13 protein-coding genes are annotated in these 11,896 nt (G+C 34.1%); 5 read left to right on the top strand and 8 right to left on the bottom strand.

What is annotated here, in order from left to right:
• Window positions 1-600 precede the first annotated feature (600 nt).
• The 6 genes from A9G42_RS09740 to murA form a co-directional block, all read right to left on the bottom strand.
• Window positions 601-1,671 carry an acyltransferase gene (locus A9G42_RS09740; RefSeq protein ID WP_179854640.1) on the bottom strand — a complete coding sequence of 357 codons (1,071 nt, stop codon included), beginning with the start codon at window positions 1,669-1,671 and terminating at the stop codon, window positions 601-603.
• A 148-nt stretch (window positions 1,672-1,819) separates the two neighbouring features.
• The gene (locus tag A9G42_RS09735; protein ID WP_065588640.1) at window positions 1,820-2,071 is read right to left on the bottom strand and encodes a GNAT family N-acetyltransferase; all 252 of its coding nucleotides are present in this window, start codon (window positions 2,069-2,071) and stop codon (window positions 1,820-1,822) included.
• Between the two features lie 219 nt (window positions 2,072-2,290).
• Window positions 2,291-3,253 carry a 6-phosphofructokinase gene (pfkA, locus tag A9G42_RS09730; protein ID WP_065567323.1) on the bottom strand — a complete coding sequence of 321 codons (963 nt, stop codon included), beginning with the start codon at window positions 3,251-3,253 and terminating at the stop codon, window positions 2,291-2,293.
• A gap of 93 nt (window positions 3,254-3,346) precedes the next feature.
• On the bottom strand, window positions 3,347-4,243 hold the full coding sequence (locus tag A9G42_RS09725) for a cation diffusion facilitator family transporter (protein WP_065582146.1): 897 nt from the start codon (window positions 4,241-4,243) through the stop codon (window positions 3,347-3,349).
• 12 nt (window positions 4,244-4,255) lie between these two features.
• A complete protein-coding gene (gene yajL, locus A9G42_RS09720; protein WP_065653314.1) occupies window positions 4,256-4,831 on the bottom strand; it encodes a protein deglycase YajL in 576 nt (191 codons plus the stop codon).
• Window positions 4,831-6,087: a UDP-N-acetylglucosamine 1-carboxyvinyltransferase gene (gene murA, locus A9G42_RS09715; protein ID WP_065653313.1), complete on the bottom strand. Its 1,257-nt coding sequence runs from the start codon at window positions 6,085-6,087 to the stop codon at window positions 4,831-4,833. The genes yajL and murA overlap by 1 nt, the downstream gene beginning before the upstream one ends.
• 308 nt (window positions 6,088-6,395) lie before the next feature.
• Here murA and A9G42_RS09710 point away from each other — a divergent pair, with 308 nt between their 5' ends.
• The 5 genes from A9G42_RS09710 (at window position 6,396) to can (ending at window position 9,230) form a co-directional block, all read left to right on the top strand.
• On the top strand, window positions 6,396-6,599 hold the full coding sequence (locus A9G42_RS09710; RefSeq protein WP_065653312.1) for a CstA-like transporter-associated (seleno)protein: 204 nt from the start codon (window positions 6,396-6,398) through the stop codon (window positions 6,597-6,599).
• A gap of 111 nt (window positions 6,600-6,710) precedes the next feature.
• Entirely contained in the window at window positions 6,711-6,845 is a 135-nt protein-coding gene (locus tag A9G42_RS14840; protein ID WP_082212117.1) for a GTP-binding protein, read from the top strand.
• A gap of 277 nt (window positions 6,846-7,122) precedes the next feature.
• Window positions 7,123-7,341, top strand: a complete 219-nt coding sequence (locus A9G42_RS09705) for a hypothetical protein (RefSeq protein ID WP_065653311.1) — start codon at window positions 7,123-7,125, stop codon at window positions 7,339-7,341.
• Between the two features lie 105 nt (window positions 7,342-7,446).
• Window positions 7,447-8,508 carry an FAD-binding protein gene (locus A9G42_RS09700; protein WP_065588637.1) on the top strand — a complete coding sequence of 354 codons (1,062 nt, stop codon included), beginning with the start codon at window positions 7,447-7,449 and terminating at the stop codon, window positions 8,506-8,508.
• 62 nt (window positions 8,509-8,570) lie between these two features.
• Window positions 8,571-9,230 carry a carbonate dehydratase gene (gene can / locus A9G42_RS09695; RefSeq protein WP_065567317.1) on the top strand — a complete coding sequence of 220 codons (660 nt, stop codon included), beginning with the start codon at window positions 8,571-8,573 and terminating at the stop codon, window positions 9,228-9,230.
• A 14-nt stretch (window positions 9,231-9,244) separates the two neighbouring features.
• On the opposite strand, the gene nrdG is transcribed toward can, so the two are convergent.
• Together nrdG and nrdD are read right to left on the bottom strand one after the other, a co-directional pair.
• Window positions 9,245-9,709 (bottom strand): anaerobic ribonucleoside-triphosphate reductase-activating protein, encoded by a 465-nt coding sequence (nrdG, locus tag A9G42_RS09690; protein ID WP_065653310.1) that lies wholly within the window; start codon window positions 9,707-9,709, stop codon window positions 9,245-9,247.
• 16 nt (window positions 9,710-9,725) lie between these two features.
• A complete protein-coding gene (nrdD, locus tag A9G42_RS09685; protein WP_065653316.1) occupies window positions 9,726-11,864 on the bottom strand; it encodes an anaerobic ribonucleoside-triphosphate reductase in 2,139 nt (712 codons plus the stop codon).
• Window positions 11,865-11,896 lie beyond the last annotated feature (32 nt).

The following is an 11,896-nucleotide window of genomic DNA, read 5'->3' as shown; positions in this document are numbered from 1 at the left end:
CGTTCAATCTGAGCCATGATCAAACTCTTCAATTTAAAGTTTGATGCTCAATAACTGTCTCTGACATATTCAAATGAATCTTCAGTGTCACTTATCAAGACTTAATTTTTTAGTCCGTAGACTTTAATCTTTTGTCTCGCAAGTGCCCACACAGATTGTCTGTTTCTTATTTTTAAAGAGCTAACAGCCTTTTTAAATCAATCAACTTTCCGTTAATTTACTTCGCTGTCTCAAGGGTTGCGTATACTACGCTAACCTTTTTTATTCGTCAAGATCTTTTTTCAAAATTTTTGATCTTAATTTTTCACTAACTCGCCTCAGCTTTTCTCTGACGCCGTGTCAGTGGGTGAGCATTATAGGGACTTTAAGAATTCGTGCAAGCATTAATTTCAATTTTTCTCTCGTTTGTTTTTTATTTGTTCAAATCCTTTTATTCGCTGCATTTGATGTAAATATGAAAATCCTTGTGTTTTCAATAATTTTTTCAAAATTAATTGATATTTTGTATATATTTAAAAAGCGAACGATTATTCTCACTATAGTAATTATTCGGTTTTTTACCAAAAGCATTAAAAATGCACTAAATATAAATAACGTGATTTAGCGAATTCCACCTATAAGATATTTTGCGTTATTTTTGAAAATCAATTTTATTATATTAGCAATCATAATACTGATAACTAAAGTAGATACTAAAAAAGTTACAGCCCCCAATGATGCTAACCAACCATTATCCGTTTTAATTATATTGCTTAGTGGAGAGATATATAACAGATGCTCAAGCTGTAACACAATGATTTCATGAATAAAATAGATAGGAAAACTTATATTTGCCATATAAGAGAAAAATTTATAAATCTTTCCTTTATTCTCTTTATGGTTGAGCCCATCTAAAAAATAAAGTGCTAATATAAATAAAACGATCTTTTGTAATGTATCATAATATAGCTTTTCTACAACCAAATGAGTCATATAGCGATAAGCAAATGGAATGAAAAAACATGAACAGAAAAAGGATATTATCAAAAACAAATTATCTTTTACTGATTTGATAATAGTTTCATAATTTTGTTTTATCATCATGCCAATTAGATAAATAGGACCGTAATGCAATAAATTTAAAAACGGTTTAGTAAAATCTGGCTTAGTAAACATCACAACCCAAAACATAGCAATCAAACCTGCAACAATTAATTTTTTTTTCGACCAATAAAAGAAAAGTGGTCCCATTAAATATATAATGATAATCATTGGCATAAACCATAAAGGTAGAAGCTGTGTGCCAGTTAGCATCATGTGAACTATCGCATTCATAACACTAGGCTCAATTGATGAGAACCATGGCAAATTGGATAAGTACTGATAATGAAAAAAGATAAAACAAAAAAGTGATACCGAAATATAAGGGCATACTACTGTCTTAAATTTTGATAAATAGTATGTTTTAGTATCATATTTGTAAGTCAAGTGTTGAAATAAAAAACCGGCAATTAATACAAAAAAAGTAGTGAAATTAAATGCAAATAAATTTAAAAAAGAAAATAAATAACTATTTGTAATTAAATGATTATTTTTAAATACACCTAAGCAGTGACTAAAAACAATCATAATAATCGCAACACCACGTAATACGTGAATAGAATGAATTTTTTGCGGTTTTTCTGTTACCATTTTCGATAGTGTGAATAATGAAAGTGAATGTGCATACATTATCACATATTTATGTAACTAGAATACTCTTTTACAAAAAAAACCATATAAGAATACAGTGAAAATATTAATATAAATCAATATTATAATCGAATTGCGCTTGATTTGATTACCTAACCAATTTATTCGCCGCAAATGAACAAATAGGAATAATTTCTCGATTTTCCTGCCGGAGACGTTTTACCACTAACTCTAATAAATTATCAGCGATACCTTGCCCTCGATATTTTGGATCGGTATAAGTATGATTAATAGTCGCTTTATCTTTTCCCACTCTTGTAAAAGTCATTTCAGCGATTTCTTTATTATTAGCATCACAAACATAAAAGCGATTGCTTTCTTCTAAAAAACGTAATGACATAAAATTACCCGCATAATATGTGTAATTAATTGATTATAAATTACATCCATACTTAATAAAATCCAAGAATTTTTTATAATAACTGAAATCTATTACAGGAAAACATGTAGAGAAAAAAATAGGTGACTGTTTTAAGATTTTATCTTTAACAGTTCACCTATAGCAAAACAGAATGATATTAATTAATGTAGATTATGCTTTAGTTGCACAATAAACGATTTAAAATAATCGTTTGGCAGTATTATATAGATCAATATCAAATGGGCGTTTCATATTATTGATAGCATCAACAATATTATGATGCACTAATTTATTATTTTGTACACCTACGCTTCTACCTGCCTCACCTTGTAACAATAATTCAACGGCATAAGCTCCCATACGAGAACCTAAAATACGATCATAAGGAACCGGTGAACCGCCTCGTTGAACATGCCCTAATACTGTTGCCCGTGTTTCGTGATGGACTGCTGCTTCAATGTCTGCAGCAAGTTGCTTAACATCACACATATGCTCGGTAACAGTCACAATCGCATGTTTTTTACCTTTAGCAAAGCCGAGTTTAATCTCTTCGATTAGATCTTCTTTAGTATATGAAACCTCAGGAATAATCATAAACTCACACCCACCAGCAACTGAGGCATTTAAGGTTAGATCGCCACAGTCTCGTCCCATAATTTCAATTACTGAAATTCGGTTATGTGAAGAACAAGTATCGCGTAATCTATCAATAGCTTCAACAGCAGTGCTAAGCGCAGTAAAATAACCAATAGTATAATCAGTGCCACGAATATCATTATCAATAGTACCTGGTAAACCAATACATGGGAAACCTTCTTCAGTCAATCGCATTGCCCCCATATAAGAACCATCACCACCAATAACAACTAAAGCATCAATTTGATGCTTTTTCAAATTAGCAATGCCCTTTTGTCTTACTGCTTTATCTTTAAATTCTGGAAATCTAGCCGAACCAAGAAATGTGCCACCACGAGTAATGATATCTGACACACTTGAACGTTCTAGTTGAACAATGCGATCTTCACAAAGCCCCATATAACCATCATAGATACCAAAAACATCTAGCCCTTCTGCCAATGCAGTTCTAACTACACCACGAATAGCTGCGTTCATTCCTGGAGCATCGCCACCACTGGTTAAAATACCTATTTTTTTTATCATATTAAATAACTCCAATTTATTAACTTTTCGTTATTATAGAGTCTTAACAGATATCTAACAATAGACAATAAAAGCTATTTCTGATTAATTTTTCTACTTTTTCATTTCAGCAGGCACAACAGAAACTGGGTCTTGATGAATAATTACTGTTGCAGGTGAAAATTCTTCTGCAATATATTTTTCAATAGCATCCGCAATAGCATGAGCTTTAATTAAAGGCATGTCATCATCGAGTTCAAGGTGTAATTGAATAAATTTTATAGGTCCTGCTTGTCGTGTTTTTAGATCATGAAAACCTAGAACATCAGGGTATGAAGAAATGATTTCAGCAATTCGTACATTATCGCTATCAGGCAAAGCGCGATCCAGCAGATCTTGGATAGCATGATAAGCAATATGGTAAGCATTATAACAAATATATAAAGCAATCAAAGCTGCAAAGACAGCATCAGCATAAGTAAGTCCATACCAACTTAAGCAAAGCGCAATGATAACAGCAATATTCATCAACATGTCGGAGGAGTAATGTAGCATATCAGCCTGAATAGCATGACTATGAGTCATTTTTACAACTCGCCTTTGATATAAAACAAGGAAACCTGTGATTACCGCTGAAACTGTCGAAACCATAATTCCTAATAAAGGGATTTGCAATTCGCTAGGATGAATAAAAGATCGAACACTAGAAAATAATAAAATTATCGCCGAGCCAATAATAAATGCGCTTTGTGACAATGCAGCCAAAGATTCAGCCTTGCCATGACCAAAAGTATGCTCATCATCAGCAGGTTTTAACGCATAGCGAACTAAAAAAAAATTGAAACCAGATGCAAGTAAATCAATACTTGAATCCAGTAATGAAGCAAATAAACTTATTGAACCAGTTAACCAACACGTAATAAATTTAATTAAAATTAGAAAAATAGAGGTCAAAACGGCAATTAACGTTGCTCTTTTAACTAACTTTTCGTACAAATGTGAATTTGACATTTAGTACCTAATTCATTGATAAGACTCAATTCCCAACGGAAGAACTAACTGCTCGGCAACCTCAGCAGCCTTTGTTCGGCCTAACAATACATCGATAATTTTTAAAGCAAAATCAATAGAAGTCGCAGGACCTTGACTAGTAATAACGTTATTCGGCTTGTCAAAATAAACCCTATCTGCTTTCCAATTTTTGAATGCATCTTTAGTAGTTGGGTAGCCTGTCATATTAGCGTTAGGAAATAAATTATGATGTTGTAAAACCATAGCTGGCGAAGCACAAATTGCAGCAACAATACCACCATTTAAATGCGTTTGCTTTAATTTCTCAATCAATAATGGACAATCTCGAAAGTTTTCAGCTCCTTTTAACCCACCAGGCAACACCACTACGTCAAAATCGATGTATTGAATGTCTGAAAATACTTTTTGAGCCAAAATTGTTACGCCTCGAGAGCAGGCAATTTCACGAGAACTTGAAATGCTAGCTGTCGTAACATTAATTGCTGCTCGAGTTAATAAATCAATTGTTGTCACAGCTTCTGTTTCTTCACAACCGTCCGATAAAAACACCAATGCTTGTTTTGTCATTATTTTATTATCCTTTCAATATTGGCACCTAGTTTTCTTAATTTTGCTTCAATATTGTCATAGCCTCGATCAATATGATAAATACGATCAACGGTAGTTAGCCCCTCAGCTATACAACCCGCTAAAACTAAACTTGCTGAAGCTCGTAAGTCCGTTGCCATTACTTGTGTACCACTGAGCTTTTCGACACCGTGAGTTATTAAGGTGTTACCTTCAATTTCTGCTCTGGCTCCCATACGAATTAATTCAGGCACATGCATAAACCGATTTTCAAAAATTGTTTCTTTAATGATCCCTGTGCCTTCAGCAACCATATTTAATAATGAAAATTGAGCTTGCATATCAGTAGGAAACCCTGGGTGAGGTGCGGTATGAATATTCACTGCTTTCGCTCTTTTTCCTTGCATATCTAAACACACCCAATCTTTACCAAATTCAATTTTAGCACCAGCTTCTTTCAGCTTAGAAAGCACAGCATCAAGCAAAGTGGGATCAGTATTACGACAAGTAATTTTACCTTTGGATATCGCAGCTGCCACTAAAAAAGTTCCTGTTTCAATGCGATCAGGAACTATCTCATGAACACCACCACCTAAGCGTTCAACACCTTCAATCTCAATACGCATAGTACCAGCACCTGTAATTTTGGCGCCTAGCATATTTAAAAATTTAGCTGTATCAACAATTTCAGGTTCACAAGCTGCATTTTCGATTATCGTTTTACCTTCCGCTAAAGTTGCTGCTGACATAACAGTAACGGTTGCACCAACACTTACTTTATCCATCACAATATGAGCGCCTTTAAGCCGTCCATTTACTGATGCTTTAACATAACCTTCATCAAGCGTGATAGTTGCACCTAATTGTTCAATACCTGTAATATGAAGATCGACGGGCCTTGCTCCGATAGCGCAGCCACCAGGCAATGAAACTTGTCCTTGCCCAAATCGTGCCACAAGTGGACCTAAAGCCCAAATTGAAGCTCGCATAGTTTTAACTAACTCATAAGGCGCACAATAGTTATTAAGATGGCCCGCATCAAGATGAATAAAGTCATTTCGCTCACATTTTACACCTAGCTGACTTAGCAATTCCAAAGTCGTATCAATATCTCTCAACTTGGGTACATTTCTAAGTTCAACAGGCTTTTCAGCCAAAATGGCAGCAAATAAAATTGGCAGCGCAGCATTTTTTGCGCCAGAAATAACCACTTCACCGTTTAACGTGGTAGGGCCTTTTACGTGAAACTTTTCCATTATTAACTCTTATGCGTGATAAATTGGCAAACATTATAGAAGTTATTTACTAATAGATAAATGAATTTCATGAAAAAATTAAAGTGCTATTCTTTTCAAATCAACTAAAAGTACAGAAAATCAAACGCTATCAAAAATTTGATTTTTATTTGCGAATCTAATAATCATTACAATTAATCAATGATTGGCTCAGGCAAATTCCCACCTTTATTGGTATATACTGCATTCGTCATTATAATTTGAGTTATGCGATATAACCATTTAAAGATTTTATATTTCAATAATATCGTATTCAATCTGAGAAAAATATGTTTGATTCTCTCTCTAAAGTAGGGAAATACCTTGGTCAAACTGCAAAACTGATGGTGGGCACTTTTGGTTATGATAATTATGTTCACCATATGAAGCTTACCCACCCAAAGCAACTCCCTATGTTTGATAAAGTTTTTTTAAAAAGCACTAGAAGGAAAAAGTCAATGGCAAAGGCGGTTTTTAATATTGCTAATAATTAAAAAACGATAAGTAACAGATTTTATTACCTGTAATCTTAATAACTTTCTTCGCTCAGGTAAGACAACACACCTTAATTATTTATTAAAACAACATAACCGTGATGAAAAGCCATTATTATCGAAAATGAATTTGGCTCAGTAAGCATTGATAGTAATTTATTAAATATTAACACTAAAATTCAAATCGTTGAAATGACCAATGGCTGTATTTACTGTAGCGCGCAAGGAAAACTAACCGAAGCATGACATAAATTACACGTAAAACACGAAACAGGGTGAATTACAATTTGATTGGTAGATTATCCTACCAACTGATCTTGCCAATCTGGGATCTGGCACCAATTATTCAAGCCGTTTTTATTGATGATCTAATTCGATAAAAATCCAACTTGATCGATTATTACACTGGTAGATGCGCAACATATTTTAATAAATATCACATAGTTATTTCAAAAAATTGTTTTTTCAAATCGCATCATTTTTTAACGAAAAAGACCGCGTTGGCAATGAATAAAAAGCTGAAGTGATTCACCGAATTTATAAAATCCACCACAAAGCGACTATCTTTGAAGAAGTAAAAGAGCAAATCACAAAATCACATTGGCTTGCTATACAGCGCTTTGATCAAAGTAATGAACTATATCAAGCATTAAAAAAACAGCATCAGATCAATAACAAAGTTAACATATTGAAAAAAATTATATTATATGATGAAACGGTATACATTCCTGAAACTTTTTGACAAGCTAGTTGGTATACAGAAAACGACATCTCTAATAGCCACATTGAATTTAATTTGCTAACATGAAAGCTTTTTTAACCGTGATAAAGCAAGCAGTACAATAACATGGATTATGATATCGCAATTATAGGGCTTGGGCCTGCAGGCAGCACGTTAGCTCGTTTACTTAGCCCGTCGTTCAAAGTCATTGCATTAGATAAAAAACATCAATCTACAGATGAAGGTTTTCATAAACCTTGTGGTGGATTATTAGCAGATGATGCACAAAAAGCTTTTGTTCGACAAAAGCTGAATTTACCCACTGATATTTTAACTAATCCTCAAATTTTTAGTGTCAAAACTTATGACTTACAAACAAAACTTGTTCGCAATTACCAACGAAGTTATGTGAATTTTGATCGACACAAATTTGATCTATGGTTAAAATCACTGATACCGTCAAAAGTAACCGTTCTTCATAATACGCTTTGTAAAGAAGTAAGGCGCATTATTGATGGCTATCAAATCACTTATATTGATGAAAACAAAACCGAATATAATATCACAGCGCAATATGTAGTAGGTGCTGATGGTGCCAACTCGCTTGTCAGAAGAATGCGATATCCTCAGCATACAATAAGGCAATATGTAGCTATACAACAATGGTTTGTAGAACAACACCCAAATCCATTTAATTCGTGTATTTTTGATAATCAAACAACAAATTGCTATGCTTGGAGCATTTCAAAAAATGGTTATTTTATTTTTGGTGGTGCTTTTCCTAAAAAAGTGGCAAATCAAAATTTTGAGCAATTAAAAGAAAAATTAACAGCTCAGGGGTTTATTTTTAGTAAACCAGTCAAAACAGAAAAGTGTTTAGTGGTTTACCCAAATCGGTTACGTGATTTTTATACTGGCAATGAAAACATATTTCTAATTGGCGAAGCTGCAGGTTTTATTAGTGCTAGTTCTTTAGAAGGAATTAGTTATGCATTGGATAGTGCGGAAATTTTAAGTAAAATTTTAAACAGTAAACATCCGAAACCAAATAAATGTTATTATCAACGCACAATTCCACTACGTTTAAAACTCTATTGCAAAATTGTTAAAGCTAAATTATTAACGACGCCTTTCTGGCGTAAGTTGATCATGAAAAGTAAGATTCAACATATTAGGCAAATTGAATAACGTAAAATAAACAAAAATATAATAATAAAAATAAAAATGAAATAGATGAGGAAATATCAATTATGTTTGATGTACAAGATTTGATTCGTTTTAATCACGAATGGTCAGAAAAAATAGAGCAAGAAGATCCAGAATTTTTTAAACAACTTGCCATTGAACAAAATCCGAAATTTTTGTGGATCGGCTGCTCAGATAGTCGCGTTTCAGCAGAAAAACTTATTAAGCTAAAACCGGGTGAATTATTTGTACATCGAAATGTCGGTAATCTTGTAATACATACTGATTTAAACTGTTTATCAGTCGTTCAATATGCTGTAGATGTTCTTAAAATCGAAGATATCATTGTTTGTGGTCATCTAGGCTGTGGGGGAATTCGTGATGCGGTTGAAAATCCTGATTTAGGGTTAATTAATAACTGGCTGTTGCATATCCGCGATTTATGGTTTCGCAATAGCTCTCTACTAGGAGAATTCCCACCCGAAATTCGTTTGGATGTATTGTGTGAACTTAATGTGGTTGAGCAAGTCTACAACCTTGGCCACTCTACAATTATTCAATCAGCATGGCAACGAGGGCAAAAAGTGAATTTACATGGTTGGGTTTATGGAATTCATAATGGTAAAATTACTGACTTACACATATCCTCGTCAAGTAGCGAAAATCTAGAAATTAACTACCGTGAAGCGATTTCCTATCTTCTCAATTTACACAAATCCCAATAATTCACTAATCATTTTTATTTAAAACGATGGATAATTTGATTGCTGCTTCCTCGCCATAATAGACGAGGATCAGCAAGTTCTTGCACAAATTTTCCATCAATTAACACATCAATATAAGGAATAACCGCTTGTTGTTCAGCGGTTAACTCATCAAGCTTATACCCCGTCCAAAGCCAAATATCTTTATTATCGCATTCAGATTTAACACGTTGGACCAGTTTTAATATAGTTGGAACGTTCTGAGGATGCAAAGGATCACCACCAGAAAGCGATAATCCTTGACGTTTTATTTCGGTATCTTGTAAATCTTTAATAATTTGATCTTCAAGTATTTGTGTAAATGGTAAACCAGAATTTACACCCCATGTACTTTTGTTATAGCACCCTGGGCACTGATGTACACAGCCAGCAACGAAAAGAACACAGCGAGTTCCTTCCCCATTAACAACATCAACAGGATAATAACGATGATAATTCATAAATATTTATTGATTATTAACCAATTTGACCATTATTTAAATGTTTAACTCGACGTTTTACTTCTTCTTGTTTACCTGAATTGAATGGGCGAGCATCAGGACTACCTAAATATCCACAAACACGACGAGTAACCGATACTTTTGAAGAATCATGATTACCACAACTTGGGCAAACAAAGCCTTTGCTGGTACAAGAAAATTCACCGGTATAACCACATTCATAACATTCATCTATTGGCGTATTAGTCCCATAATAAGGAACTCGAGAATAACTATAATCCCAAACATCTTCTAACGCTTTGATATTATTAATCATATTTGGATATTCTCCATAGCAAATGAAACCACCATTGGCGACTTGAGGATAAGGTTTTTCAAATTCGATTTTTTCGTACGGATTAACCTTTTTCTCAACATCAAGATGGAAACTGTTAGTATAATAACCTTTATCAGTAACACCAGGAATTACACCAAACTCAGCCGTATCAAGTCGGCAAAATCGATCACATAAATTTTCGCTTGGCGTGCTATATAAACTAAACCCATAACCAGTTTCACTCTTCCATTGATCTACCGCATTACGTAAACGCTCAACAATTGCCACACCTTTTTTGCGTAATTTATCACTATCAAATGGATGCGTTTGATTTCCGTAAAGTGCATTTAATGTTTCATGAAGACCAATATAACCTAAAGAAATTGAAGCGCGACCATTTTTGAAAATCTCAGAAATATTGTCGTCTTCGTTAAGTCTCACACCACAAGCACCTTCCATGTATAAAATAGGAGCTACACGTGCTTTTACGCTATCAAGTCGAGCAATACGCGTCATTAATGCTTTTTTACATAGCGCTAAACGTTTATCTAAAATTTCCCAAAAGCGAGCTTCATCACCTTTAGCTTCTATAGCAATACGCGGTAAATTAAGGCTAATGACGCCTAAATTATTACGCCCATCATGAATTTGTTGGCCGTCTTCTTCATAAACACCCAAAAAGCTGCGACATCCCATTGGTGTTTTAAATGATCCTGTTACCTCAACGACTTTATCGTAATTTAAAATATCCGGGTACATCCGCTTACTTGCACACTCAAGTGCAAGTTGCTTAATATCATAATTAGCATCGCCCTGTTTATGATTAATACCATCTTTAATTGCAAAAACCAGTTTTGGGAAAACCGCTGTCTTGTGATTTTTTCCAAGTCCTTTAATACGAACATTTAAAATAGATTGTTGAATTAATCGTGATTCCCAGCTAGTCCCTAACCCAAAGCCAAAAGTAACAAATGGTGTTTGGCCATTAGCGGTATGTAAAGTATTGACTTCATACTCTAGAGACTGAAACGCATCATAACACTCTTTTTGGGTACGGCTTTCAGCATAAGCTTCTGGATTTGGGATATTCCACTCTTCAGCCACTTTTTTGTGTTTGTTATAACTGATGGTAACAAATTTTGCTAAAACTTCATCAATGCGATTAATTGTCGTACCGCCATAAATATGGCTAGCGACTTGCGCAATAATTTGTGCCGTTACAGCTGCCGCTGTTGCAATTGACTTTGGCTGCTCAATTTCAGCATTACCCATTTTAAATCCGTTAGTTAACATACCATCTAAATCAATTAACATACAGTTAAACATTGGGAAGAATGGCGCATAATCTAAATCATGATAATGAATTTCACCGCAATCATGAGCTTGAAAAATGTCTTTTGGTAAAATATATTGTTTAGCATAATGCCTTGCCACGATACCCGCAAGTAAATCGCGCTGAGTCGGTATCACTTTGCTATCTTTATTAGCATTTTCATTTAAAATGGCAACATTACTTTGCTCAATTAGCCCGCGAATATCTTGATTTAGCCGGCTACGTTCTTCACGAGCACGATCACGATCGTGACGATATTCAATATAAGTTCTCGCTAATTTTTTATAAGGGCCTGACATTAACTGATTTTCAACTGCATTTTGAATTTCGTTAATATCAACGCTATCACATTCACTCATTTGATTAGTCACAACACGAGCAACTGTTGCACAATAATCTGGATCATGAACATTGGCTGCCACAGCAGCTTTAACAATGGCATCGTTAATTCGAGTCTCATCAAATGCAGTTTGACAACCATCTCGTTTAATTACTACAGGCATAATATGCTCCTCAATATTCATTAATAATTAGCAAT

Origin of the sequence: Gilliamella sp. Nev6-6, assembly GCF_001690605.1 — a bacterium.
GTDB classification, from domain to species: Bacteria; Pseudomonadota; Gammaproteobacteria; order Enterobacterales; family Orbaceae; genus Gilliamella; species Gilliamella apicola_C.
This window is presented reverse-complemented; position numbering and strand designations above follow the sequence as displayed.

What these genes read in the sequence shown, in the direction of transcription:
- A9G42_RS09740 (WP_179854640.1), bottom strand. Translation starts at nt 1,671, where the DNA reads ATGGTAACAGAAAAACCGCAAAAAATTCATTCTATTCACGTATTACGT.
- A9G42_RS09700 (WP_065588637.1), top strand. Translation starts at nt 7,447, where the DNA reads ATGGATTATGATATCGCAATTATAGGGCTTGGGCCTGCAGGCAGCACG.
- can (WP_065567317.1), top strand. Translation starts at nt 8,571, where the DNA reads ATGTTTGATGTACAAGATTTGATTCGTTTTAATCACGAATGGTCAGAA.
- nrdG (WP_065653310.1), bottom strand. Translation starts at nt 9,709, where the DNA reads ATGAATTATCATCGTTATTATCCTGTTGATGTTGTTAATGGGGAAGGA.
- pfkA (WP_065567323.1), bottom strand. Translation starts at nt 3,253, where the DNA reads ATGATAAAAAAAATAGGTATTTTAACCAGTGGTGGCGATGCTCCAGGA.
- murA (WP_065653313.1), bottom strand. Translation starts at nt 6,087, where the DNA reads ATGGAAAAGTTTCACGTAAAAGGCCCTACCACGTTAAACGGTGAAGTG.
- A9G42_RS09710 (WP_065653312.1), top strand. Translation starts at nt 6,396, where the DNA reads ATGTTTGATTCTCTCTCTAAAGTAGGGAAATACCTTGGTCAAACTGCA.
- A9G42_RS09725 (WP_065582146.1), bottom strand. Translation starts at nt 4,243, where the DNA reads ATGTCAAATTCACATTTGTACGAAAAGTTAGTTAAAAGAGCAACGTTA.
- yajL (WP_065653314.1), bottom strand. Translation starts at nt 4,831, where the DNA reads ATGACAAAACAAGCATTGGTGTTTTTATCGGACGGTTGTGAAGAAACA.
- A9G42_RS09735 (WP_065588640.1), bottom strand. Translation starts at nt 2,071, where the DNA reads ATGTCATTACGTTTTTTAGAAGAAAGCAATCGCTTTTATGTTTGTGAT.